The organism is Pseudomonas sp. NPDC088444, assembly GCF_044900175.1.
Classification (GTDB): Bacteria; Pseudomonadota; Gammaproteobacteria; order Pseudomonadales; family Pseudomonadaceae; genus Aquipseudomonas.
Window position 1 is genome coordinate 24098 of sequence record NZ_JBJDNK010000011.1, and the last position, 24482, is coordinate 48579.

At 61.3% G+C, this 24482-nt stretch carries 21 protein-coding genes and 1 pseudogene; 8 read left to right on the forward strand and 14 right to left on the reverse strand.

What is annotated here, in order from left to right; all coding sequences use genetic code 11:
• Positions 1-133: 133 nt before the first annotated feature.
• The gene (locus tag ACI2KB_RS21230) at positions 134-1423 is read left to right on the forward strand and encodes a sensor histidine kinase (protein WP_404637621.1); all 1290 of its coding nucleotides are present in this window, start codon (positions 134-136) and stop codon (positions 1421-1423) included.
• Here the strand turns inward: ACI2KB_RS21230 and ACI2KB_RS21235 are convergent.
• Both ACI2KB_RS21235 and ACI2KB_RS21240 read right to left on the reverse strand, forming a co-directional pair.
• Positions 1383-2225 carry a phosphatase PAP2 family protein gene (locus ACI2KB_RS21235; protein WP_404637623.1) on the reverse strand — a complete coding sequence of 281 codons (843 nt, stop codon included), beginning with the start codon at positions 2223-2225 and terminating at the stop codon, positions 1383-1385. The genes ACI2KB_RS21230 and ACI2KB_RS21235 overlap by 41 nt on opposite strands.
• A gap of 40 nt (positions 2226-2265) precedes the next feature.
• Complete coding sequence (locus ACI2KB_RS21240; protein WP_404637625.1) at positions 2266-2949, reverse strand: histidine phosphatase family protein; 684 nt, start codon at positions 2947-2949, stop codon at positions 2266-2268.
• 405 nt (positions 2950-3354) lie between these two features.
• Here ACI2KB_RS21240 and ACI2KB_RS21245 point away from each other — a divergent pair, with 405 nt between their 5' ends.
• Together ACI2KB_RS21245 and ACI2KB_RS21250 are read left to right on the forward strand one after the other, a co-directional pair.
• Positions 3355-4812 (forward strand): ArnT family glycosyltransferase, encoded by a 1458-nt coding sequence (locus ACI2KB_RS21245; protein WP_404637627.1) that lies wholly within the window; start codon positions 3355-3357, stop codon positions 4810-4812.
• Between the two features lie 28 nt (positions 4813-4840).
• Complete coding sequence (locus ACI2KB_RS21250; RefSeq protein WP_404637629.1) at positions 4841-6466, forward strand: ArnT family glycosyltransferase; 1626 nt, start codon at positions 4841-4843, stop codon at positions 6464-6466.
• Positions 6467-6518: 52 nt separating this feature from the next.
• Here ACI2KB_RS21250 and sctU read toward each other — a convergent pair whose 3' ends face one another.
• From sctU to sctW, 12 genes are all read right to left on the reverse strand, one after another.
• Complete coding sequence (gene sctU / locus ACI2KB_RS21255; protein ID WP_404637631.1) at positions 6519-7595, reverse strand: type III secretion system export apparatus subunit SctU; 1077 nt, start codon at positions 7593-7595, stop codon at positions 6519-6521.
• 56 nt (positions 7596-7651) lie between these two features.
• Entirely contained in the window at positions 7652-8446 is a 795-nt protein-coding gene (gene sctT / locus ACI2KB_RS21260; RefSeq protein ID WP_404637633.1) for a type III secretion system export apparatus subunit SctT, read from the reverse strand.
• Entirely contained in the window at positions 8447-8713 is a 267-nt protein-coding gene (sctS, locus tag ACI2KB_RS21265) for a type III secretion system export apparatus subunit SctS (RefSeq protein ID WP_108240629.1), read from the reverse strand.
• 7 nt (positions 8714-8720) lie between these two features.
• On the reverse strand, positions 8721-9374 hold the full coding sequence (gene sctR, locus ACI2KB_RS21270) for a type III secretion system export apparatus subunit SctR (protein WP_404637635.1): 654 nt from the start codon (positions 9372-9374) through the stop codon (positions 8721-8723).
• Positions 9371-9778 carry a FliM/FliN family flagellar motor switch protein gene (locus ACI2KB_RS21275; RefSeq protein ID WP_404637637.1) on the reverse strand — a complete coding sequence of 136 codons (408 nt, stop codon included), beginning with the start codon at positions 9776-9778 and terminating at the stop codon, positions 9371-9373. The genes sctR and ACI2KB_RS21275 overlap by 4 nt, the downstream gene beginning before the upstream one ends.
• Positions 9756-10502, reverse strand: coding sequence for a type III secretion system protein (locus tag ACI2KB_RS21280; protein ID WP_404637639.1), 747 nt, complete (start codon positions 10500-10502; stop codon positions 9756-9758). Before ACI2KB_RS21280 ends, ACI2KB_RS21275 begins: the two co-directional genes overlap by 23 nt.
• The gene (locus ACI2KB_RS21285; protein WP_404637641.1) at positions 10499-11050 is read right to left on the reverse strand and encodes a type III secretion system HrpP C-terminal domain-containing protein; all 552 of its coding nucleotides are present in this window, start codon (positions 11048-11050) and stop codon (positions 10499-10501) included. The genes ACI2KB_RS21280 and ACI2KB_RS21285 overlap by 4 nt, the downstream gene beginning before the upstream one ends.
• Positions 11051-11056: 6 nt before the next feature.
• Complete coding sequence (locus ACI2KB_RS21290; protein ID WP_404637643.1) at positions 11057-11503, reverse strand: type III secretion protein; 447 nt, start codon at positions 11501-11503, stop codon at positions 11057-11059.
• 90 nt (positions 11504-11593) lie between these two features.
• Entirely contained in the window at positions 11594-12943 is a 1350-nt protein-coding gene (locus tag ACI2KB_RS21295; RefSeq protein ID WP_404637645.1) for a FliI/YscN family ATPase, read from the reverse strand.
• The gene (gene sctD / locus ACI2KB_RS21300) at positions 12940-13911 is read right to left on the reverse strand and encodes a type III secretion system inner membrane ring subunit SctD (RefSeq protein ID WP_404637647.1); all 972 of its coding nucleotides are present in this window, start codon (positions 13909-13911) and stop codon (positions 12940-12942) included. Before sctD ends, ACI2KB_RS21295 begins: the two co-directional genes overlap by 4 nt.
• Positions 13912-13940: 29 nt before the next feature.
• The gene (gene sctV, locus ACI2KB_RS21305) at positions 13941-16034 is read right to left on the reverse strand and encodes a type III secretion system export apparatus subunit SctV (RefSeq protein ID WP_404637649.1); all 2094 of its coding nucleotides are present in this window, start codon (positions 16032-16034) and stop codon (positions 13941-13943) included.
• Positions 16034-17167: a type III secretion system gatekeeper subunit SctW gene (gene sctW, locus ACI2KB_RS21310; RefSeq protein WP_404637651.1), complete on the reverse strand. Its 1134-nt coding sequence runs from the start codon at positions 17165-17167 to the stop codon at positions 16034-16036. The genes sctV and sctW overlap by 1 nt, the downstream gene beginning before the upstream one ends.
• Before the next feature lie 243 nt (positions 17168-17410).
• Here sctW and ACI2KB_RS21315 point away from each other — a divergent pair, with 243 nt between their 5' ends.
• The 5 genes and pseudogenes from ACI2KB_RS21315 to ACI2KB_RS21335 all read left to right on the forward strand — a co-directional run.
• A complete protein-coding gene (locus tag ACI2KB_RS21315) occupies positions 17411-17965 on the forward strand; it encodes an RNA polymerase sigma factor (RefSeq protein WP_404637653.1) in 555 nt (184 codons plus the stop codon).
• Positions 17966-18414: 449 nt separating this feature from the next.
• Positions 18415-20742: a type III effector HrpK domain-containing protein gene (locus ACI2KB_RS21320; RefSeq protein WP_404637655.1), complete on the forward strand. Its 2328-nt coding sequence runs from the start codon at positions 18415-18417 to the stop codon at positions 20740-20742.
• A 175-nt stretch (positions 20743-20917) separates the two neighbouring features.
• On the forward strand, positions 20918-21733 hold the full coding sequence (locus ACI2KB_RS21325) for a transglycosylase SLT domain-containing protein (protein ID WP_404638056.1): 816 nt from the start codon (positions 20918-20920) through the stop codon (positions 21731-21733).
• A gap of 99 nt (positions 21734-21832) precedes the next feature.
• Positions 21833-23323: a type III effector gene (locus ACI2KB_RS21330; RefSeq protein ID WP_404637657.1), complete on the forward strand. Its 1491-nt coding sequence runs from the start codon at positions 21833-21835 to the stop codon at positions 23321-23323.
• Positions 23324-24108: 785 nt separating this feature from the next.
• Positions 24109-24399 (forward strand): annotated as a pseudogene (locus ACI2KB_RS21335) (phage infection protein); the annotation flags it as partial.
• Positions 24400-24482 lie beyond the last annotated feature (83 nt).

The window sequence follows — 24482 nt, forward strand, 5'->3', positions numbered from 1 at the left end:
TTTATGCAGGCACCCCGTCGCCCGCGCGTGGCAATTGACGAAACCATGACATCCGGATGCCGATAATGCGCGCAGGCCGTGGGCGTTCGAACCCTGAGGCAGTCGTGGTCAGCTTGGGTGTGCGCAGAGTCGGATGGATATCAAACACAGCTTGAAACAACGGATCGTGATCGTCTTCGCCCTGATGAGCGCCTTGGTGGCCGGGGTGTTTGCGGTGGGGGTGATCGCCACGGTGCATGTGGTGGAAAAGCGCCTGACGATCATGAGCCTGGGCGGCAATCTGCATCGGTTGCTGACGCAGGACCGTATCGAGGATTGGCGGCATCGTCCGGAAAAAGGCGAGTTGTTCTATGCCGACGACGGCATTGACGACGTGGCGATGGTCGAGGATCTCAAGCCCCTGCAACCGGGTTTTCAGGAGTTCTTTCGCGGCACCAAGGGCTATTACGCCATGGTCGAGGACGTGGGCGGGCGCCGCTATGTCCTGTTGCGTGACCAGCGCAGTTTCAGAAAGCGCGAACGCATTCTGTTCGCTGTGGTGCTGGTGGGCTTCATTCTCAGTGTGTTGCTGGCCATTTTGCTGGGGCGACTGCTGGCGTCCCGCGTGATGGCGCCGGTCTCGCGGCTCGCCGGTCAAGTGCGGCATCAGGATCAACTGCTGGAACTGGCCCCTGTGCTGGCCAACGATTACGCCCGGGACGAAGTGGGGGCGCTGGCGCGCTCCTTCGACGACACGCTGGGGCGTCTGCGCGCCGCGTTGGGCCGGGAAAAACTGTTCACCAGCGACGTCAGCCACGAACTGCGCACGCCGTTGATGGTGCTGGCCACCTCTTGCGAATTGCTGTTGGAGTACCCGCGTCTGGACGACCGTTCCCGCACGCAGGTGCAGCGCATCAGCAAAGCCACGGCGGGTATGAACCAACTGGTCGAAACCTTCCTGCTGCTGGCCCGTACGGAAGGCAACAAGGCACCGAATGGGCAGCAGGCTGGCCTGGGGCAGGTGGCAGAAGAGCTGGTGGATATCTGGCGTGAGCCGATCAGGGAGAAGGGGCTGAATTTCATCTTTGTCCCGTGCCCTGACGCCGATGGCCTGTACAACGCCGCGTTGTTGCGGTCAGTGATGGGCAACCTGCTGCGCAATGCCTGGCACTACACCGACAACGGTTTTATCCGGCTGACGATATGCCCTGATGGTTTCAGGGTGGAAGACAGCGGTATCGGGATTCCGCTGGAGAAGCAGCAGGCGATGTTTCAGCCCTTCGTGCGGGGCGACGAGCAGCGTGGGGAGGGGCTGGGGTTGGGGCTGTCGCTGGTCCAGCGCATCTGTGCCAATCAGCACTGGACCGTGACATTGACCAGCCGTGAACCGGCGGGTTGCTGTTTCACCGTGGTACTGGGGTCGTCTGGACGCGTGTCGGCATGAAGGCCCTGGCGTTGGGCGCCAACGGAATCGAAGGATCCAGCCTGGCCCTGCCATAGAACACCAGTGCTGTGAGGAACATCGAGAACCAGACGATGATCCCGGCCCAGAAGGTGTGGGACATGAAGTGCCAGCCCTGCAAGACCCGCGTCGTGCCGTACACCATCCCCAGTGTCAGGGCAAAGGCCAACAGCGTACGGGCGTGTCGCCAGCGATAGCGACGTGCCACGAAAAACAGCGCCATCATGGTGAAGCCCCCCGACGCGTGACCGCCGGGCCAGCAGCGTCCCGCACCCGCGTCGTGCAGCAGATTGAAATTTTCGAACCACTCTTTTTTCTGCTCGACCCCGCCGTACAACGTGGTCTCCACCGGGCAGTAAATACTGGTGTGGCTCTTGAAGTAGTGAATGGCGCCCGTGGTGATGGAGAACGCGAACACCACGAACAACAAATCACGACGATGGCGGGTCAGGAAACGCAACAGCGGTGCGATCCGGACCTTTTCCAGCCACGCCATGAGTGTCTGGTGTTTCTCGGCTTTGAAGCGCGGCCAGATGAACGACAGCAGGGCGCCGATGATCGCCAGTTCGCCGGTCCAGTTCGGGATGATCCGCGCCCATTTATGGGTGATGGTTTCGAACAGTTTGCTGTGTTGCAGCGGGAACGCGTGAGTGCTGGTGTTGTACATCCAGTCGCTGAGGATGACATCAAGCCCGGTCAGGTCGAAGCTGACGAACAGGGCCAGCGCCAGCAACAGGGGAATGCCCAGGTTGTTGAAGTAAAAGCGGCTTCGGCGGTTGTGCACGGTGGGGTGTCTCGATAGAGGGTGAAGGATAGGTCAGGGTTCAGGGGCGCTTGGCCAGGACTTTGACCCAGTCCTGCGGGTCGATGTAGCCCAATGCCTTGGCGACGTGGGTTTGCGGGTCGACCGACACGATCAGCGCCGAGCCATAATCCGGCGACGACGGGGAGGGCACGTTGAGGGATTTTTCCAGGTCGGCGATGCACTCGCTGTGCGTCACGAGCACCAGGTTGTGGCCGTCCTGTTTGTGGTTGATCACATTGCTCAGCATCGATTTACGGCAGTTGGCCAGCCAGTCCTGGCCCTCGGTCGTCTGATTGAAGGCGAACGCTGCGGTCTGCTCGGTGCGCCGCAAGGGGCTGTTGTAGAGGTTCACCCCTTGCATGCCCAGCGATTGAAAGGCTTGTCCGAGCCGGTCGGCCATGACGCGGCCCTTGACCGTGATGCCGTCGGGCTGCGCCAGACAGGGGTTGGTGGAGTGGTCGCAGCGTTCGACATGGCGTACCAGGACCACCAGATCACCTTTCTTCCACAAAGAGAAGAAGTTGGCCCGATGCAGTCGCTGTCCCTGCGCGAGATCCGCCAGTGGCGCCGGGCGCAATACAAATGCAGCGAGCCCGATCAGCGATAACAGCCCCGCCAGAAAAAGAAAACGTCGAGAAAGAGTGCCCAGCGCGTGATAACGCGTGCCGAGTTCATCCAGCACATGGGTGAAGTTCGAGTTCATGGTCGGCTCGTTCAATAAAAAAGAGGGGTCTGTGTTCACGCGCGCCTCGCCTTTACACTCAGGCATTCAACGTAAAGGGAAACGGTTTGAATCAGGCGGGGGTAGCTTAAAAAGAGGAGGGTCAATGAGGAGTGAAGCGCATGTGAAAAACACTTTCACATCTCACCTTTGCTCGAAAGCCCCGTATTCACTGGGTGATTCAGAAGGCGGGCGGTGGGTGGAAGCGTGTTTGACGAATACGAAGGCGTTGCCTCGTTAACAATCCAAACGTCGCTTAAAGGGTATTTTCACGAAAGTTTTACATCGGAATGTTGTTTTTTGATTTCAAGAGGGCGTCACGCATAACGTTAACAATTTGCCTTTAAGCTGCGGCTGCGGATCCTGTTCTCAAGGTGGACACTTATTGTGAATGTTCGTTATAGCCATGCGGTGGCATTACTGTGCGCGTTATTGCTGTTTTTTGCGTTGGGCAATCATCAGTTGCAGAACTCCACTGAGCCTCGCGTTGCCGGGATCGCGATGGAAATGCATTTGAGCAACAACTGGGTCACACCGACGCTGAACGGCGAACCCTTTCTGGAAAAACCGCCGCTGAGCCTGTGGCTGGATGCCGCAGCGATTCGGGTCATTGGGCCTGTGCCGTTGGCGGTGCGTCTGGCCTCGGCCTTCGCCGGATTGCTCACGCTGTGGGCGCTGTACCACCTGTTGCGCCGCTTCGGCCGACCCCATTTCGTTGCGCTGGGCGCAGTCTGCCTGCTGCTGACCACGGCGACCTTCTGGAGCAATGCCCGGCAAGTGGGCGAAGACGCCCTCTTGACCCTAGGCGTGACCGTGGCGCTGCTGGCGTTTTTTCATGCCAGTCGGCATCGTCAATTCACCACACTGCCCGTTGGGCGCTGGTTGCTGTTCAGCCTGGGTATCGTGATTTCTACCCTGAGCAAGGGCGTGCTGGGGCTGGCATTGCCGGGGGTGGTGATTTTCGCCTATCTGGTGGTGGAAACGATGCTGGAACGTCGATTTGTGCTGAGCCACTGGCTGCGCCCGTTGATGTTTACGTTGCTGGCGCTGATCCCGTTGCTGATCTGGCTCTATTTTCTCTACGGACAGGGTGGCATCGAGTCCCTCAAGGCTGTGCTGTGGACCAACAGCGTGGGCCGTTTCAATGGTGAATTCGTTGAAGCCGGTCACTACGAGCCGTTCTATTACTACTTCAGTAAACTGCCGGAGGCCTTCCTGCCGTGGAACCTGTTGGTGTACCTGGGGCTGTGGCACTTCAGAAAGCAGCTCGTTCAAGACCGCCATCTGTTGTTCTTCAGCCTGTGGCTGCTGGCCCAGTTTCTGTTGCTGACCCTGGCATCGAGCAAACGCATGGTGTACCTGATGTCGTTGACGCCGGCGGCGGCGGTGATCGCCTCGGAATACCTGGCGGTGCTGCGTCAACGCTTGCGTGATCGCGCCGGGTCGTCGGTCCGGGCACATCGCTGGCTCGAACGCAGCCCGGCACTGGCCGTCGGTGTTGTCGGACTTGTGTGCGCCGGGTATCTGTCCTCGGCGTTCTGGCTGGCGCCCAGGCTGGACAAAAAACTGTCATTCGTCCCGTTGACCGAACGCGTCCGTGCGCTTCAGGCCGAAGGCAAGGAGGTGGTGCTGTTTCAACCCAGTGAGCGGCTGGCCGGCGCCAGCGTGTTCTACAGCCAGAGCCTGCTCGGCACAGCCCACGACGATCGCCAGTTGCAGGCGATGCTGAGCGGTTCGGCCCGCACCGTCGCCATCATGGAGAGCGAAGAGGCGCCGCGGCCGCCACTGAATATCGTGGAGCAGGTCAAGGTGGGGGATCGCGTCTACTATTTCGTCAGTCGTTGACCGGTATCGCCGTGCTGAGGGGTGTGCATTGACAGCAGTCGCTTCCGAATTTTTATCCGGGGTCACCCCGGCGCGAGCCCGACGTCAGGCGTGGCGCGCAGGGGGGCTGGCGTTCCTGCTGTTCGTCGCAGCCAGCTGGCACCTGAGCATCATCGGATTCGACTCGCGCTTCGTGTTGTTCGCCCAGGAAATGTTGCGCCACGGCCCCAGCGTGTTTCCCACCACCTATGGCGAGCCTTACCCGGATTATTCCGGGTTCTCGACCTGGCTGATCTACCTGTTTTCGTGGCCGTTTGGCGAGGTGACCAGCTTCACGGCATGGTTGCCCACGTGCATTGCGTCAGCGGTCACGGTCGGATTGATGTACCGCCTGCTGGCCCCGTACTCGCGACGCTGGGCCTGGTTGAGCATCGCGTTGCTGCTGTTGAGCAACACCTTCATCACCGAAACCCGTGCCGTGTCGCTGGACCAGATGCTGGCGACGGTGTCCTTTGCTGTCTTCTATCTGGCCTATGCCCACGATCATTTCAGTTCCGCCCGGCGGCTGGGGTGGATCCTGATGCTGCTGGTGCTGGGTTTCGCGATCCGTGGTCCGATCGGGCTGGTCGTGCCCACGGGCATTCTCTGCAGCTATTACCTGCTCAATCGCCAGTGGCAGCGTCTTTGGATGGTCGCGCTGATCGCATTGGTGCTGCTGGTGGCCTGCATGGGCGCATTGTTGTTGCTGGCGCGGCTCAGCGGTGGCGAGGCCCTGCTCGCCGAGGTGTTGCGCATGCAGATTACCTCGCGCATGGATGGCAGCGAGGGCGCCAGCCCGGTGTTCTGGTATTTCGGTAGCTCGTTCGGCAATTACGCGCTGGCCTACCCGCTGGCACTGCTGGTGTTGGTGGTCGTCGCGATCTGGGGGCGGCGTCAGCCCAGCGAGGCGTTGAACCTGCTCTACGTGTGTGCGTTTGCCGGGCTGACGGTGATGGTCGGGCTGTCGATTCCCCAGGCGAAAAAAGCCCGGTACATCCTGCCGATGTTGCCCATGGCGGCGATTGTGGCGGCGTACCCGTTTCAGGTTCGCGCCGGTCAGTATTTCTGGTGGTTACGGGGTTTGATCCTGACCTTGTGCTGCTTCATCCCCGGCACCTTGATGGCCGGTTTGCTGGCGGTGCGTCCGCGGTTTCCTGAAGCACTGAGCGAGATCGGGCCGATCTTGACCGTGCTGGGGTTGTTGCAGTTGATCGCCTTGCCGCTGTTGATGCGCCCCCGGCTGCGGTTGTACGGGCTGCCGGCGTGCGCGGTGCTGGCGGTGTGGATCGGCTACATCGGGGTGTTCGAAAAGACCGAACGCATGCTGTACGACACCCGCCATTTCACGCAGGCCGTGCGTGACGTCACCCGGACCGACAGCGCCGCGCTGGTGCTGCACGGCATGGGCAAGGACGCCAAGGGCATCAAGTTCATGGTCAATGTCGATGAGGATCTGCAACCGTTGTTCACCGATTCGCCCGCCCAGCTTGAGCGCATCGTCGGACCGGCCAATGTGGTAATGAGCAACAACGATTTCCAGAAGCTGCAAGGCACGCGATTCTGGAAACTGCCGGTGCTGCTCAGTGGGCGATTCGATAAGGAGGATTACGTGTTGGTGCGGGTGCCGGGCGGGTAGGCGAGTGTCGCGCTTGGGCCGGACTTCTGGCGAAAGACAGCGACCAGCGTCCTTACGGCTCCTCAATCTGAATCACCTCGTCCGTCACTTCTTCCAACTGCCTGACCACTTGATAAATATGCGCCACGGCCAGCAACGTCGGGCGAGGGATGTATTTGCCGGGTTTGACCTTGTACAGCGTGCGCGCCAGCCAGATGCTCTGCACCACGGGAATCCCGGCTTTCTTCGCCCGTGCAATCAACGCCAGCGCGTCGTCGTCTTCACCCTTGCAGTGAATCTGCGGCAGTGGCGTCTGCCCCGGTCGGTAGTACAACGCCACAGCGTAGTGGGTCGGGTTGACCACCAGCATGTCGGCGTCTTCCACCGGTTTGGGCGGCGCGGTCGGGGCCTGGTTGAGCAGCTCGTGGGCCAGTTGCCGCCGGTGGCCCTTGACGTGAGGGTCGCCCTCGGACTGCTTGTATTCCTTCTTGATGTCTTCGTGGCTCATGCGCAGCTTTTTGGCGTGGAAGTATTTTTGCAGCGCAAAGTCCGCCATGGCGATCACCAGCAGCAGCCCCAACGTGGCGCGCAGGATATGGCGGAACAGTTGCAGCAGCGAATGCCAGTAAGTGGTCAGGTCGGTGTTGGCCAGCAGAATCAACGCCCCCAGCGATGGCTTGACCACCGTGTACAGGGTGGCGGTGATCGCCACGGCCTTGAGCAGACTGAGCAGCAAGGTCGTAAGGTTCTGCGCCGAGAACATCTGCTTGGCATGGGCGAAAGGGTTGAGTTTGTTGATGTCGATCTTCAGGGCCTTGGGTGCGAACAGGAAGCCGATCTGCATCCAGCTCCCGACCAGCCGCATCAACATGGCCATGCCGACGCTGCTGAGAATGAAGCCGATCAGCATCGAGGCGCCTTCGCTGGCGACTTGTTCGAGGGTGTGCAGGTAGGGTTTGCCGATGCCGCCAAACGACAGCGACATCAAATGCTGAAGGCGTTCGACGCTTTCGTCGGCCAGGCCCAGGGTGATCTCGCTGACCACCAGCAGGATCAGCAATTTGCTGACGTCCTGACTTTGCCCGACCTGGCCTTTTTCACGGGCGTCGCGCAGTTGTTTGGGGGTGGCCTTTTCGGTTTTTTCGCTCACGGCTGTGTTTTCCCGCTCAAGGCTGTATTTTTTCGCTCACGGCTGCGTTTTCTCGCTCATGGCGTGGGGACCAATTGCGACAGCAGGTGTTTGAGGTCCGCCAGTTGCAGAATCTGCCCATTGCCCAGTTGCAACAGCGTGGGCAGATAAATCAGCAAAAAGGCGATCCCGGCCATGCTCTTGGCGGGCATCGCCAGAATCGACACGTTCAGTTGCTGCGCATACAGACCGATGATCGCCAATGCCGCCTCGATCAACAGCAGCAGGCCAATGAACGGTGCGGCGTAAAGCATCATGTGTTGCAGGGTTTGGTTGAGCTGTTCGAGAAACACGTTCAGGCCATCCACCGTCATGCCCGGCAACCAGGCGGTGGGCGGCCAGATCTGGTAGCTGTCCCAGATCACCTGCGTGATCAACGACAACCCGCCCGAGAGGATCACCAGCATGATCAGGGTTTCCTGAAACAGCTCACCCAAGGGCGTCGCGTCAGGCCCCAGTGCCGGATTGAGCTGCCCACCGCTCAACGCGCCGCGCTGGCTGTCGAGCAACGCCCCCACCGAGGCGAACATCCAGAACGGCGCGTACAGCAACAGGCCCAACAGGGTGCCGAGCACCGCCTCCTTGAGCAGCAATGCGCCGATGGAAAACCAGTCGTTTTCGAACGACGACAGGGCACGGCTGATGGCGGGCGCCGGGACCATCGCCACCACCAGCACCACTGCATAGCGCAGCGGCCCCTTGAGGTATTTGAAGCAGAACGCCGGGACCAGAATCATGCAGGGCAGCAGGCGCGCAGCGGCCAGCCCCATCCCCAGCATCAGCTCGAAAAAGCCTTGCGCGTCGAAGGGCATCTAGTGCATGCCCCCGGAACGGGCGATCAGGTCGAAGGCCATGTTGATGAACTGGATCAATTCGACGCCGATCCAGCGCCCGGTCATGGCCAGGGTCAGGCCCACCGCTGCCAGCTTGATGCCGAAGGGCAGGGTCTGATCCTGAACCTGCATCAGCGCCTGCACCAGCGAGGTGATCACCCCCACCAATACGGCCACGCCCAACGGCGGCGCAGTGAGGATCACCACCAGAAACATGCCTTGCTTGAACAATGCCAAAGCTTCCATGGCCGCCTCACATGTACGAATAGAAGAGGCTGTCGAGCAGGCGCGTCCAGCCTTGCACCAGCACGAACAGCAGCAGCTTGAGCGGCAGGGAAATGGTCATCGGCGAGACCATCTGCATGCCCAGCGCCAGCAGCAGGTTGGACACGATCAGGTCAATGACGATGAACGGGATGTAGATCAGAAAGCCGATCTGAAACCCGGCCTGCAACTCCGACAGCACGAACGCCGGAACGGCCAGTAGCAGGTCATTCTTGGTCGCCTGATCGGCCATTTCCTTGGGCCACATGCGTTGCGTATTGTCGAGCAGGTGGGCACTCACGTCCGGGTCCGTGTTTCGGCTCATGAAGCGTTGCAGCGGTTCGATGATCGTATTGGCGCTGGTTTGCAACTTGTCGGTGCTGCCCATTTCCAGGGGGTGTTCGTGAATCCGTTGCTGAATCTCATGGGCTACCGGGGCCATGACGAACATCGTCGCCGCCAGTGCGATGCCGTACATCGCCATGTTCGGCGGTACCTGCTGCACGCCGATGGCGTTGCGAGTGATCAGCAGGGTCATGGCGATTTTCAGGAACGCCGTGCAGACGATCAGCAGAAACGGAATCAACGACAGGGCGCCCAGAAACAGCGCCAGCATCACCGGGTTCATCCCGTCCATGATCATGCGGGCGACGCCACACGGGTGATTTGCAGGCCCAGACGCCCATCGATGTCGACCAGTTCACCTTCGGCGACGACGCGTTCGCCGTGGCACAACGTGGCAAATCCGGGCCTGACCCCGCCGACTTCCAGCACCGTGCCTGGCGCGATCCGGCGCAAATCGCCCAAGGTCAGGTTGAGGCTGCCGCAGCGCAGGGTGAGGGCCATGGGCAGTTGGTCAATGGAGTCCAGCGCCTGGGCGTCAGCGTTTGAAAGCACCGGCGCTTCAGCGGCGTAATCGTCGTGCGCCGGAACGTCCTCGGCGTTCAGCGCCTGAGCGTCGTCCTCCTCATACGGCTCGGGGGACGCGTGGTATTCATCGTTGATCGAGGTGTCCAGCTCTTCGTCATAGAGCGCTTCCTGAGTCATTTTTTCGTGCTTCCTCATGGCTGAACCGTACGTACAACTGCCGGTCGTGGCTGTCGGTCTGCACTGCCCATTGCCGCCCGCCCAGTTGCAGGCGGCCATGACCGTCGCTGTCGAAGTGGCTGAGCGTTGGCAGCACGACGTCGCCGGGTTGCAGCGAGGCCAGTTGCTCCAGTGTCAGGGACAAGCGGCCCAGCTCCAATGGCGTGTCGACGGGCCAATGCTCATCAGCCTGCGCACGATGGACTTTCCAGTCCGCGCCATCCAGCCAGCGCAGCAGGACGTCGGCAGAGGCGCGGAGTACGCCATGCACGGTCTGATGGCCCAGGCGCAGCGCCATCCGACAGCTCACTCCAGCCGCTTCATCGACAGTCGACAAGGCAGTGTTACCGCTGAGTGGCTCAAGGGGCGAAAGCAGTTCCGCGATCACCGGACTGAAATGTTGATTGAGCACCTGCCAGTACCACGGCTGGTGCTCGCCCGTGAGCGTGACCGGCAGCTCGCCAAGCAGGCTGAGCAGGGTTTCGGCTTCGCTGAGGCTGAACACACCGAGGGCACTGTTGAACGTCTGAAAGGGTGTTTGATCGCCGTCGGGCAAGCGTTGCGGGCGAAGGGTCAACTCACCGGGCAACCCTTGTGCGTTGAAGGTCAGGCTGGCCCCCATGCCCAAACGGCGGCTGAAGTGGGCAGCGGTTGAGTCGATTGTGCGTAGCGTCACCGGGTTCATGCGGGCAGGACCTCGTCAAAGGACAAATCCACGTGCTCGCCCAGCGCTTCAGCCAGCGCGGTTTCACAAGCGCGCTGATGGGGTTGCAAACGCTTGAGTACGCCGCGCCGGGCGAAGGCCAGTTCGATGTTCCACTGATTGTCGCGCTTGTTGGCGTTGACCTGGACCTTGCCCAGACGGGGCATGATCAACGTCACGTTGAACGGGCCCTCGGGCTGTGCGGGGAGGCGCTCGGCGAGCTCGTCGATCAATTGGGTGGGCATGCCGTCACCGGGAGGCAACGGATTGAGGCCGCTGCCGCCGAAACCCGAATGATCCGGTTCTTCGCTGACCAAGGGCACCAGCAGTTGCGAGAAGAACAGGCCGTCGGCGTTCAATGCGTCGTTGGGGGAGGGCTGATGCCAGGCGGTGCGCAGGCGATCCAGCTCGCCGCGACGCGGGCCGCCGAGGCTGGCGCGATTGTCCGCAGGCGCCGGAGATTGCGCCTGAACCGGCCGCTGGGCGGGCTGCGCAACGGGGCGAGGCGTGGTTTTGATGGGCGTATTCATGGCAAATCAACCTTGTTCGTTGAGGGCTTCGGCCAGGCAGGCCAGTTTTTCCACGGCGCGCTGGGAAGCTTTGGCGTCCGCACGGGCCTGTACAAGACGCTGGTGCTGCTCGTCGATGCCCAGGCGCTGTTGTTCGACGTCCTGACGGATATAGGCCAATCGGTCGAGCATGCGGTGTTCCTTTTCATGCCAGCGGTCCAGATCGTTCAACGCCATGGCTTTGTTCAGGTTGGCGTCGCTGAGCACCTGACGCCGTTCTCGCTGGTTGATGCGTTCCTGGGTCAATGCATCGCGGGTTTCCTGCAAATGCACCTGCATGTCCTCCAGCGCCTGCTGCGCCCGGCGTTGCGCCCGTTCGGCACTGGCCTGACGGTGCTGACGCAAGGGCTTGAGCACGGCGATCACCTGTTCCATGGCCAGATGGTTCGGGTCGATTTCCAGTTCTTCTTCCATTTAGAATCGGCGGCCTCTTGGTGGATCACGACGGGTATCGGGTTGCGAACCCGGTTCCCAGAGGCACACCGGTGTTCTTTGCGCACTCATTCACTCCGGCAACTGCGACGTCAATTGCATTAACGCCTCCAGCGTGGTCTGCAATGGCACCGGCTCACGCAGGTCCTGGCGCAGAAACGCGTTGATCGGCTCGTTCAATTGCACCGCGCAATCGGTCACCGGGTCACCACCGGGCTGGTATTCGCCAAGACGCAGCAACATTTCCACTTGTTTGTAGGCAGCCATCAGCCGTCGCAGCCGGTTGTTGGCCTGTTGGTGCTCGCGCCCCGTGACGTTGCTGAGAATCCGGCTGATGCTGGCCTGCACGTCGATAGCCGGGTAGTGCCCGCGTTCGGCGAGTTTGCGCGACAGCACGATGTGGCCATCGAGCAACGAACGCACCTCATCGGCCACCGGGTCGTTCATCGAATCCTGCTCGATCAGCACGGTGTACAGCGCCGTGATCGAACCCGTCTCGCTCATCCCGGCGCGCTCCACCAACCGTGGCAGTAGCGTGTAGACCGAGGGCGGCAAACCACCGCGCCCTAGCGGTTCGCCCGCCGCGATGCCGATTTCCCGCTGCGCTCGGGCAAAACGGGTCAGCGAGTCGAGCAACAGCAGCACTTTCATGCCGCGCTCGCGGTAAGCCTCCGCAATGGCGGTGGCGGTGAACGCTGCTCGCGCGCGTTCCATGCTCGATCGGTCGGAGGTGGCGCAGACCAGCACAGAACGGCTGCGCAGGGTGGCGTCCAGTTCGTGATCGAGAAATTCACGCAGCTCGCGACCCCGCTCGCCGATCAGGCCGAAGACGATCACGTCACAGGCCATGTTGCGCGCCAGCTCCGCCATCAATGTGGTTTTGCCACAACCGGCACCGGCGAACAGGCCGACACGCTGCCCTTCGCCGAGCAGAATCGCGCTGTCGATGGCACGCACGCCCGTGGGAAGCGCCTGAGTGATGCGAGGGCGTTGGGTCGGCGGCAGCGCATCGGCGATCACCGGTAAGGTCACCCGCCGGTCACCCGGTCCGGCAAACGCGCCTTGGGAATCCTCCAGCAGTGGCCTGCCAAAACCGTCCAGCACGCTGCCCAGCAGGCCGTCATCGACACCGATTCGATGGGCCATACCCAGGGGGCGAATGTGCGCGCCGACCTGAATGCCATCCGGTGTGCCCAACGCGCTGAGCAAGGTGCAATCGCGAGTGAAGCCAACGATCTCGGCGAGCATCACGCTGCCGTCGGATTTGCTCACTTCACACAGGTCGCCGACTTTGGCTGCGGGAATCTGGCACTCCAGCAGAATCCCGCTCACGGCACTGACCCGGCCACTGACCTGCACCGCAGAAAAGCCGTTTAGGCGCCGGGTGTGGGCGGTTTTCCATTGATCGAGGGCGGCGTTCACCAGTTCACCTCGTAATGCCGCTCGCCGTCGAACTGGATGCGGTTGTCATCGATGCGGGTCAGGCGCAGGCCATTCAATTCGTCACCGATGTAGAGCCGATGGCCGTCGGCAGTGACCAGGTGGGCGTGGGGGCCGGACATGATCTGCACGATGGTGAACGGCAGGCCACTGCTTGACGCAGTGACGTTGTCGATCAGGGCCACGGGGCTGTCATATCGGTCTTTGAAGCGTTGCAACATGCGCTGATAAACCAACTGCGACTCGGGTTTGAGGTTGCCGCTCAGGGTCAGGCCATCGGCGGTTTCCTGAATGTTGACGTCGCTGAGCAGGCGGTCGCTGAGCATGGTGTTGAGCTGGCGTCGCGTGTCATCGGCGTTGGCCAGATGCACCCGCTTATGCGCAGGCGCGGCGGCTGTTTTCGGCGCGTGGATGCTCTGGGCGGATGGCTGCGTCGCAATGCCCGCCGCCAGCGGCTCAGGCGCACTGCTGCGGGTCAGGCTCCAGGCGCTTCCGGCGATACCCAGTAACACGCCGACCACGATGCCGGTGGTGCGATTGAGCAGACGCGAACGGGATTCGACTTTTTCCAGCGGTGGCGTCGTGGGGGCGGGTTCCGGCTCAGGCGCCGGTTCATCCATATTCGGGGGTGGTTGAATCACCGCGGGCAGGGTAGGCCAGGCATCCTCGGCCGCCGACACGCACAGCCACACCGAACCGAGCACGAACGCGGTGTTGGGCAGCAGTTCGGCGGTGTCGTGCCGATGCCCCTCCTGATCGCCAATCTGGCCGTCGGCGCCGTTCATGACCCAGCGTTCGCCGTCGCGCTGCAATCGGCAATGCAACTGTTCGACGCCCGGATCGTGCAAGGCCAGGTCCTGCTCAGCGTCCGAACCGATCCCCCATTGATCGCCCACCAACGGCAGCGCGGCGCCTTGATGCAGGCCACTCAATACCCGTAATTCAAACATGCGAAGCTCTCCGGCGCTCAGATGGCAGATCAGGCGGCATAGTCGTTATCCAGTGCGTCGAGGTCCTCTTCCAGATCGAAGCGACCCAGGACCTTGACCTGCGCGGCGTTGCTGATTTCGGCGAAAGACAGCACCGGCACGTGATAGAACTCTTCCTGCAACAGCGTACGCAGCGGGCTGCGCAGGTCCTGGGCGACCAGCAATACCGCCCGCTCGCTGGTGCGCACCGGAAAGGCAATGTGCAGTTGTTGCACCAGTAACTGACTGGTGTCGTTGTCCAGCGCAAAGAACGTCTCGGTCTGGGTCTGGCGCAAACCATCGCGCAGGATGCCTTCGCTTTCCGGGGTCAGCACCCAGACCAACAGGCCCTCGGCGCCGCAGTATTGGTGATAGATCTGCGATTTCAGGGCAATGCGCACGTAGTCCGCCAACACCGTCACTTCACGCTCATGCTGGCCATGCTCGATCAGGGTTTCGGCGATCAGCCGGATCGCCCGCAGCGGCACGCATTCGGACGCCAGGCGTTGCAAGACCGCTGAGAAGCGCGCCAGCGGCAGTACCCGCTGCATCTCTTGAGCCAGTTCAGGCTGCTCGCTCTCCAGCCAGCCGAGAATCGCCTTGGTTTCCTGCAATCCGATGAATTGCGGCCCACACGACTGCAAGGCGCGCTCCATGCGCTCGATGATCAGGGTCATGGCGTCGACCCGTTCGACGTGTTGATCCAGCAATTGCGGGTCGTCGGCTGGCAGCCACAGCCATTGGCCTTCCTGGCGTTCGACGCTGCCGGAAAGCGCGTTGTCCGGTGAGTCTTCAAGGCTGCGCACGTCCACGGCGACATGGCTTTCAGTGAAGGTCGCCTTGAGCAGCGGCACTTCATAGACCGAAAAGCGGAATTCGTCCGGGGGCAAGTGTTCGGCCTGTTCGATGATGAACGAGGGAAGCGTGAGGCCGTATTGCACCACCAGCCGGTTGCGGCGCTGGCGGATCTCGCTGACCAGCGCTTCGACCTGCGCCGGGTTCTGGCTGGGATGAAACTGCAACACGAACTGGCGGCTGGGGGAAAAGGTGCGCAGGTCTTCCCGGCCATTCATTTCAGGAGCCACCGCCACGGCCTGGACCTGCTCGGCCTTGGGTTTGGCCCGGTGCAACTGCAACAGCCCGCCGACGCCGCAGATGATCGAAATGACAATGAACACTGCTGTCGGCATGCCGGGCAGGGCGGCAAAGCCGAGCATCGCCACCGCCGCGATGATCCACGCCTTGGGCTGACTGGTGATCTGCTCGGCGATCTGGCGACCGATGTTGGCTTCGGCCCGTTCTTCGTCCGGTACGCGGGTGATGATCATGCCGCAGGTGACCGAGATCAGCAGCGCCGGAATCTGCGCGATCAGGCCGTCGCCGATGGTCAATACGGTGTAGACCTGAAGCGCATCGCCCGCGCTCATGTTGTGCTGCACGACGCCGATGGCGATGCCGCCGATCATGTTGATCGCCACGATGATCAGGCTGGCGATGGCGTCACCGTTGACGAACTTCATGGCCCCGTCCATGGCACCGAACAACTGGCTTTCCTTGCCCAGTTCGGCGCGACGGCGACGGGCTTCGTGGACGCTGATCAGGTTGGCGCGCAAGTCACTGTCGATGGACATCTGCTTGCCGGGCATGGCGTCGAGGGTGAAGCGTGCGCCGACTTCGGCGACCCGCTCCGAGCCTTTGGTGATCACCAGAAAGTTGACCACGGTCAGGATCAGGAAAATCACCATGCCTACCGCCAGGTTGCCCCCGACGACGAACTGGCCGAAGGCCTCGACGATGTGCCCGGCATCCTGATTGAGCAGGATCAGTCGGGTCGTGGAAATCGACAGTGCCAGGCGAAACATGGTGGTCAGCAGCAACACCGCTGGAAAGGTCGAGAACGCCAACGGCCGGGGCAAGTGCATGGCCAGCATGATCAACAGGCAGGAAATGCAGATGTTGACGGCAATCAGCACGTCCACCAGCCCGGTGGGCAGCGGCGTGATCATCATGAACACGATGGCGATGACCACGAAGGCACCGACGATTTCCGAGCGTCGCATCGCCGCCAGGGCCAGTTGGTTGAGCAGGTTGATGACGCGATCCATCAGGCGAGGTCTCCCAGGGTCGGGTTCTGTTCCAGCCGAGTCAGTTCGGCCATGAGAATGAGCAGGTTGCCCAACGCGTTTTGCCGGCTTTTCATGTCACGCCAGAGCAGGATCGGCAGTTGTTGCAGCATGGGTCGCAGGCCGTTGAGGAACGCCAGTTGGTGCTTGAGCTGCTTGCCACCGATGTGCTGGGTCAGTTGCAGGGTTTCATTCAGGGTCATGCCCTTGCCCGAAAGTGCCAACAGGTGCTTGAGGAACGACGCCGGGTCGACCTGCAAACCCGGGTTCTTGCTGCGCATCCGGCCCAGCAGGTGTTCGCAGCTTTGCAGCAGCGTCGCGACGTGGCGGGCGGTGTTCAAGCCGTGCATCAAGGTGCGCAGTTGCTGGGGGGAGGTGGACGGGGTGAGGGATGACAGGTCGTCGGCGATGGCGCTGCGCATGTCGCGCAGGTTGAGTTCGAAATCGCCGGTTTCTTCCCGTTCGCTGAGCAGCGCGTCGATCAGCCCGGTGATGTTCTGCTGCCCGGCAGTCGCCACGCCATACAGGTTACGCAGGGCGCCGCGACGCTTGCTGTCGATTCCGGATTTGGAAAAGGCTTTGGCGCTGTTGATACCGGCCCGAGCACGCTGGCCGTATTTGCGCCGCAGCAGCTTCAGTTGCTGAGTCAGCACCACGTGTTCGCCTGTGGCCCCGTCGGCCTGAGCCTGTTTGCGAGCGGCTTGTAACACCACGTGAGCCTTGGCCGGATCGCCATCGCTATAACTGAGCACCTGCGCCAGATTGGCCGCACGCTGCTTGAGCAAAAACTTGCGCAAGTTGCGCGCGGCGTCTTCAAGACCGGTGTCTTGCGACCCCATCAACTGCTGATACAACTCGCCCAGCTTCACCGCCCGCGACTGCAAGGCATTGCCACTGGCGATCAGTTCTCGCTGGCCCAGGCTGCGGCTTTGCTGCACCAGCGCGGCGGCAAAGCGTGAGACTTGCAACGGTGACGTCCCGTTGGGGTTCGGCGCGTTGGTTCGCGGCGGCGCTACCGGCACAGCCGGACTTTTAGCGGACGACAGCGCTGTATTGGGCGCGGTGGCGCCCGGAGCAGGAGGCAACGTCTGTGGCGCGGGAGCGACGATCTTCATAGGACGGTTCTGAGCGTGGTCATGCGCTCTGAGTGGTCGCGCCGACTGTCCGGTTCCATGAATCCGCCAACACGCGAATCTGTGCCAAATCCCGTTTGAGAATCAGCGCCCTCGCGCAAGATTTTGCACGACCAAACGACGGGTAAAAATAAATAACGTTATAAAACAGATAGATACAACGATAAATTCAATGGCACGCATATCGCTATAGGGCTAACACACTCCAAACAAGGAAGAGCCCTGATGTTTCCAAGCCTCGCGATACTCGACATTGAATCCACCCGTCGCCGTCAATCGATCCATGGCATCCGGCAGATGTCCACCGATCAGGTCAAGATGATTCGCGCCTTCATTCAGAAGCGCGTGATGAACCCGGAGGACGTCGATGACATCCTGCAAAGCACGTTTCTGGAGGCGCTGCGCAGCGAACACAAGTTTCAGAACGCCAGCAAACCGCAGACCTGGTTGTGCGGCATCGCGCTGAACCTGATCCGCAATCACTTTCGCAAACTGTACCGTCAGCCGTATCAGGAAAGCTGGGAAGACCACACCCATTCCGAGCTTGAAGCCCACGGCGACATTGGTCATGAGGTGGATGGCCATCGGCAGTTGGCACGGGTGGTCAAGGCAATCGGAACACTGCCTTCGAACATGCAACGGGTGATCGAGGTGTCGCTGGAAATGGACGGCAATTATCAGGAAACCGCAACGTCACTGGGGGTGCCCATCGGCACGGTGCGTTCGCGTCTGTCGCGGGCCAGGGAACAACTGAAACGTCAGATGGACCCGTTCGCCTGAGACCGGCTCAGTGTTGGCCGAGCGCAGCCGAAACGGTAGAACCGTTTCAGATGTGCTCGGAAACGGTTGCAGCGTTGACCAGGTCGTACAGGGCGAAAGCGCGGTTGACCAGGAAAACGGTCACAGCGGTGAGGGCAACAGCGTTGATCAGATGGATGGTCATGTCGATAGTCCTGTGCGAGCAATCAAAGGGGAGTCAAGCGATGGGCGCGATGTTACGCGACGCCCGAAAAACCTGAAGACAATCGCCTTCATGGTGGACATCAACGGGAATGATAGGAACGGTTGCAGGCTCTGGAATGGGCCTTTGAACGCACCTCATCATCCTCTAGCCGCATGGCTTGCCTGCGGTGCTGTCCGTAAAATCGACACAACCTGAAACATTTTCCGGAACTGACTCTCTGTCGGAACCACACAGTTGCCATCCCTCATTCCCGGATGACGACCCCATGCGCATTTCGAACAGTCCCTACAGCGGCATCGCACCTCAACCCGACAATGGCGATGGGCACCTGCAATCACCACTGAGTGCTGCGTTGCCCGCAGCCCCGAAAACGCTGTTGTCCCAAGGCAATGGCGGTGTGCAGTTCGGTGCCATGGCGGCGCAACCTGCGGCGAATGCCGAGGCGACCGAGAAGCAGTTGGTGTCCCTGCTGGCACAACTCACGCAGTTGCTCAAGGGCAATACGCAGGTTTCGCCGAATGCGCCACAAACGCCACCCAGCACGGGAGTGCCCACGACGACCACCACCAGCCAAACCCAGGCGGTGAGCGACGTAGGCACCCCGAAACCCGTCGATACCGATACCACGGTCGATACCCCCAAGGCCGACGACGCGAGTTTTCTCGACGATTCCAAATACTCATCACCCAAAGAGCTGGAGCGCTGGGCGCCGATGGTCGCCAACCTGCCACCGGACCAGCGCGAGCAAGCGGCCAAAGAACTGAACCGACCGATCGCCGCGGCCCGCATGGCCGCCGAGAAAGGCCCGGACGCGGCAAAGGCGATGGATTTCATTAACGCCAACCCGGCCCTGAAAACCGCGGTAGACACCGGAAAACATGGCGGCAAGGCCGACGGAAAAATCACTGACGGTGACTTGAAAGCCTTCGCCAAGAACATGCAAAAGGCCGCTGACAGCGCCGACAAGGACATCGCCAATTACCAGAAAGACCATCCAGATGCTGACCCGCAGTCCCTTGAACTGGTCCGCAGCGCCGCCTTGATGCGGGCCAACGAGCCGCTGACCAAAGCCGCCGATCCAAAGCACGCGGCGGGCACCGAGGGCGAAACCAAGGTCAACGGGTTGACCAGCGCCGATGGCCTCAAAGCCCTGCAGAACGACAACCCGGGATTGGCCGGACCGTTGCGGCAGGCCGCGAAAACCTGGTCGCAGCCCGGCTTTCTGACACAGATCGACCAGGGTGGCCTTGAAGGCCGTTCGCTGGCCGCCCACAGCCCGGACAAACTGTTCAGCGCCAGCAACATCAGCGACTGGATCAAGAAGCAGGCGCCCACTAATGGCGGCGAGTTCGCCAGTGTGCTCAGCGACGCGGCGACCCTCAATTCAGTGGCCAATACCGACATCAGCAAACTGGGCAAGGACGTCTTCGAGAACCCCTCGGCCTATAGCGGGGAACAGAAAGCGGCGGTCATGGTGAAACTCCAGCAGACCCTGCAAAGCGTGGTGGCGGGGGAGGACCTGCGCAAGACCGGCAAGACCGAAGACGCCCTGAATGAGAAGATTGCCCAGTTACAGGCCGATCCGGACGTGCAAGCGTTCCTCGATCAGCAGATTCCGCAGCAGTCCCGCGCGCTGGTGAGCAGCACGCCGTCACTGCAAAAGGCGGTCAACGAACAGATGCAGCGGGTCAACAGCGGGCAGGCGCTGCAAACCGATCTGAACACCGCCGACAAGGCCACCACCAAGGACAAACCTAACGCCGACTACAGCAGCGCATTGGGCGGGTTGTCCGCGCAGTTGCAGATGCAGAAGGATCTGCTGGGGCCGGACGCCAATGTCCCGACCGCGCAACAGGTGCTGGGCCAGCGCCCCGATCTGCGAGGCCGGGTGCAGGACTCCTACGTGCGGAACTTCAGCGAAGGCGGCGCGGTTCAGCAATTGCTCAACCAGAAGAAGGCCGATGGCGAGCAGGCGCTGAACAGCGCCGACGCGCAAAAGGCCGCCTACGACAGCGTGCTGCCCGAGGATTTCGTTCAGGGGCAGCAGGCGAGTTACGTGCAGTCCACGTTGAATCAGCTTCAGGACTCCAAGGCCGGGCGCAAGGTGCTGGACAACGCCAAGGGCGACAAGGACCACGCGCCTTCGATGCTCATGCAGGCGGCGTCGCAGATGGGGCCTAAAGCGTTTCAGTCCATCGCAGGCTTTGCGTCGGTCTCGGACATGCTCGCCCGTGGCGACAAGGCCGATGCGGCCAAAACCATTTACGACAGCACCAAATCCGGGCTGTCGGCAGCCAAACACGGCTATGACGCACTGGCCAAATCTGCAGGCCGTGCCGGGTTGGGCGAAGTCGCGGCCAAGGTCGGTGGCCGCGTCGCGGGCATGGTCGTCGGCGAGGCCGCTGGTATGGCGGCAGGCGCGGCCATCGGTGCATCGATTCCAGTGGTGGGCTGGATCGCTGACGCGGCCATGAGCCTGGGTTTTGGCATCTCCGCGATCATCGAAGCGGTGAAAAAACACAAGGCGCAAAAAGCCTTCGATCACAACGTCGACCCGGTTCTGGACCAGTTCGGCATTCCCAAGGCCCATTGATTCATCCCCCCTGAGCTGAAAGAGGTAAACGATCATGAACATCGGTGTTTCGTCGCTTCGTCCGTTACAGGACTTGAGCACGCCCACGGACTTCTCGTCCCTGAGCGGTAAAGCCGGGCAACACAACCCGTTGAACGGCGGTGGTAGCGGCAATCAGAGCATTGACCCGAGCACCTTGCTGTTCGCCAACCCCGCGCAGCAGTCACAAGTGAACTTCGCGCCCCCGAACAGCCAGGACCCGCAAGTCAATGCGAGCAATGCGCTGTCCAGTGATAACAACCAGAACGGCATCGTGCAGCAGATCATGACCCTGCTGATGGAACTGATGCAGATGCTCATGCAGAACAACCCCAACAACTTGCCGAACACACAGAACCTCGCTGCGCAAAACGGCGGTGGCGGCGGCGTGGACAATGGCGGTGGTGGCGGAGGAAGTGGCTCCGTGGACGGCGGCTCGGGTGTGGGCGCGCCCACCCGCAATGCTGCCAGCGGCGTGACCGACGACACGTCCCTCAGCGGCTCTGGCGATCTGCACCTGCCTAAGCAACTGGAACCGTACCGCAACGACATCATGGACGCCTCGCAAGCGACCGGCGTTCCGGCCAACATTCTGGCCGGGCAAATCTGGGCCGAATCCCGTGGCCAGTTGGGGCAGGACACCACCAACGTCAACGGCAAGACGGATGCCGGTCTGATGCAGGTCAACGCCGATACGTTCGCCGGTCTGAAGAAAGAAAACCCCGACCTGCTGGGCAACGCCGACGTGAACAACGCCCACGACAACATCATGGCGGGCGCGCTGTACATGCGTGACCAGCATCAGGCATTCGGCGACTGGGGTTCAGCGCTGCGGGCATACAACTCCGGCCCTGACAAAGTGAGCAAAGGCGATTTGTCCAACGCAGGCGGCGTGGGCGATCCGAACTACGTCAACAACGTGATGAACTTCGCCAAAATCATCGAAAGCGGTCAGGGTCAACTGCCTGCCTGACGCTGGTCAGTCCCTTCCAACACCGACGGGCTGTGCCTGCTCGTCGGCCATTGGCCGCATCGCTGAAACGCTGCGGCCCCCGTTTCAGAGAGTTCAACCATGAATGGAATTCAAAGAACGCCGTCACCAGGCGTCGCGCCGGTCGATACTTCGGCCGCCAGCTCGATTCACGAAACCGAAGGAGGGCAAGGCACCGGGCCGGTCAATGCCATGACCCCGGCGATGGTGGCCCATGAAGTCAGGGTGATCGCCGATTACCTGAAAACCCATGTCTTCGCCGCCCACCGGCAAGCCCTCAAGGATATCCCCCGCGACGCCAGCCAGGCGGAACTGGATGAGGTCGGCCTGTACAACGAACGTGCCACGCAAAACAATCGTCAGCTTGACCTGATCGCCGAAAGTCGTGCGCGCGTCCTGCAACGCGAAGGTGAAACCCTGGGTGACATCGCTGACACGCTGGCCAAGGCCGACAAGCTCGATCGCCTGGCGGCGCGCAGTTCCAGCGCCTTTCGTGCCATTCCGTTCGCCGCCGCCACGGTGTTGCAATACGCACGTCCAGAGATCAACAAGGGTGACTGGCTGCCCACGCCGCTGAAACCGTTGACGCCGCTGATTTCCGGCGCGTTGTCCGGGGTCATGGATCAGGTCGGCACAGGGGTGATGAATCGCGTGACCGGCGACACCCAATACCTCAAGGCAGCGCCTGAAAAGCTGCATGGCGCCATGGCCGACTCGCTGAAGCGTCAGGCCCCGGGATTGCTTCAGCGAAGCGTCGACATGGGCGGCGCGATCCAGAGCTACACCGCACGGAACCTGGGGCGAACGATAGTGGCTACGGCGCTGGCGGGTCATCCTGGCCTTCAGGCAGGCATGGACACCGGTATCGCGGCGGTGGGCGGGTTGGCGGCCAACGCAGCCTTTGCCAGTCGGATGCAGACCACCGAAAACCGCGATCATCAGCGCGGCGGGGCCTACGTCTTCGGGCGCAAGGACACTGAAACCAAGCCGCTGGATGAGGAAACCGAATGGCTGGACGCCTGGCGCGGCATGAAGAACGCGAGCTATACCGGCGCTGCGTTGAACGCCGCAAAGCGGGTGGCGGGCATGCCCATCGACATCCTCACCGATGGCGGCAAGGCCGTGCGCGGTCTGGTGACGGCCAGCAGCCTGACCCAGAATGGCCTGGCGCTGGCGGGCGGCTTTGCAGGTGTCGGCAAGTTGCAGGAACTGGCGACGAAAAACATCAGCAATCCTTACGCGAAAACCGCCGTCAGCCAACTCACCAACGCGGCGGCTTCATCGGCGGTATTCGCAGGATGGACCACGGCGGGCGTCGTGACCGATCCCGCCACCCGTGCGGCGGAGGATCTGTTGCAAAACACCGTGAAGAATGCCGCGTCAACCAGCGCTTCGTTCGTCGGAACCCACACCGCCGAGGCAGCCCGTGCGACAGCCAATGCCGCAGTCCGCGCCACGAACACCGGAATCAACGCGGCGGTGACGACCGGCGCCGCCTTGCGTGCACAATACGACAACCACGTCAGGCGTCGTGATCGTGACCCCGATGAAGACTTCATCGAGATGACGTGACGCTCTGTTGCGAGATTTCGCTTCAATGGGGGTATTGCGGACGTCTGTTCGCAATGCCTCGATGAACGTTGCGTCATGGGAGTACCGAGAAATCAATCGGTTAAGTCATGCGTCGCCTCCGACTTACTTTATGGATCACAGAGTGCACTTATTTGAGGCACTGTTAACGCCTCTATTATTACCGCTACACGATTAATCTTTTGCGAAGTTGTAGCAGCGCGCACTTGCACAATTGTGCTTTTATTTCGCCGCGACGAACTAATGGACGCGTAATAGCTCGAAACTTTCGGTAGCGTATGACTTGGCCATTGGGCGGACAGTCCAGCGTGGCCGGGCGCAAGCCCGCAAAGCGGTCTATCCTGAGCGAACGTGGGCCGTCGTCTTCCAGACACCGGCCCGGTTCATCACTGCCTGCTGGCTGTTCTGGCGTTAGTTATCAGGAACGTACGCGCATATTGAATTGGACGTGCGATGTTTTATTGTCGAGGAAGGCAACTTGCCGGGCATCTTGCTCGCACCGACCGACATGACACGTGGAGCAATCGGTTATGAAAAGACAATTGATGATGGGCCTCGCGGTTTCCGTGCTGGCCATGGGTGTGTCTGTTGCGTATGCGGCGTCCGACGTGAATGACGGCAAAACCGTCGCCGAGTACGGATCCGAGAAGGTAGGTCCGAACAAGACGGCGTCCGACGGTGCAGATCATGTCGGTGCCAATGCGACGGCGTCGGATGGTGCGGATAAAGTCGGTGCTAACCGCGTAGCTTCGGACGGTGCCGATAAAGTGGGCACTAATCGTGTTGCTTCTGATGGTGCGGATAAAGTCGGCGCTAATCGCGTTGCTTCTGATGGTGCGGATAAAGTCGGCGCTAATCGCGTGGCTTCTGATGGCGCAGACAAAGTCGGTGCTAATCGCGTGGCTTCTGATGGTGCGGATAAAGTCGGCGCTAATCGCGTGGCTTCGGATGGCGCAGACAAAGTCGGTGCTAATCGCGTGGCTTCTGATGGTGCGGATAAAGTCGGTGCCAACCGCGTTGCGTCGGACGGTGCGGATAAAGTCGGCGCTAATCGCGTAGCTTCCGATGGCGCAGACAAAGTTGGTGCTAATCGCGTTGCCTCGGACGGCGCAGACAAAGTCGGTGCTAATCGCGTTGCTTC